We start from the raw sequence: 1,004 nt of genomic DNA on the forward strand, positions 1-1,004 counted from the left end.
CCCACGGTCGGTTACCAGAGTCTCGGCTGTCTATGCTCTCGCTCTCCGGCACACCGGCGAGATGTCGGCCGTGACACCTGTTCTCTGTAGTCCCGATCCGTCGATACTGAGTGCCGGCCTTGCCGCAGTACAAAAGAGGTGAACGATCCTCTAAGCGGCAACAGAGACCAACTGGAGCGCGATGGCGGATCTTGCCGGGGAGTCGGGTGCCCCGCTTGTCGTCTCTGCCGGAGGTGATCCCGCTCTCCTGCGCTCGCTTGTCCGCACGCTGCTTGACTGCGGGGTAACGGATCTTGTCCTCGACCCGGGCACAATCCCCGACGAAGGCCTTGCTGGGACACTTGACACATTCACCGCAATCCGTACGCAGGCCTGCCGGAATTCTGACGAACTCTTCGGCTTCCCCCTGCTTGGCGTGCCCCTTGCAGTCTGGACCGGTAGCGAGATTTCCGAAGATGTCCTCAAGTGGAAGGAAGCGGTTCTTGCCTCGATGCTCATGACGAGATATGCCGATCTCCTCATCATGCACAGTATCGACGGCTGGGTCCTGCTTCCCCAGCTCATCTGGCGGTTCAACCTGTACACCGACCCAAGAAAACCAGTCTCGGTCGAGGCAGGTGTGAAAACGTTCGGGAGACCCGACCGGAACTCCCCGGTGCTCATCACCACCAACTATGCTCTCACCTACTTCACGGTTGAGTCGGATCTCAAGAGCGCAAACCTCGACTGCTTTTTGGTTGTCGCGGATACCGGGGGCCTCAGCGTTGAGAGCGCAGTTGCCGGGAGGATCTTCACGGCCGGGTCCGTTGCCATGGCACTGAACGAGTATGCTGTTGACAGGCTTGTCGAACATACAACCCTGATCATTCCGGGACTCGCCGCCCGGCTCAGCGGCGAGACGGAAGAGGCCAGCGGGGGGCAGGTGCGCGTCCGCCCCCATGCTTCATCAGGAATCCCCCAGTGCCTCCGCGCACACCGGCGCCAAGGACGCCGTGAGACGATGG

The 1,004-nt window shown here is 61.2% G+C and carries 1 pseudogene; it reads left to right on the plus strand.

The features are described 5' to 3' along the window. Positions 1 to 181: 181 nt before the first annotated feature. Positions 182 to 1,004 (plus strand): annotated as a pseudogene (locus CW742_RS15345) (acetyl-CoA decarbonylase/synthase complex subunit gamma); the annotation flags it as partial.

It is taken from the genome of Methanoregula sp., assembly GCF_002835825.1.
Classification (GTDB): domain Archaea; phylum Halobacteriota; class Methanomicrobia; order Methanomicrobiales; family Methanospirillaceae; genus Methanoregula.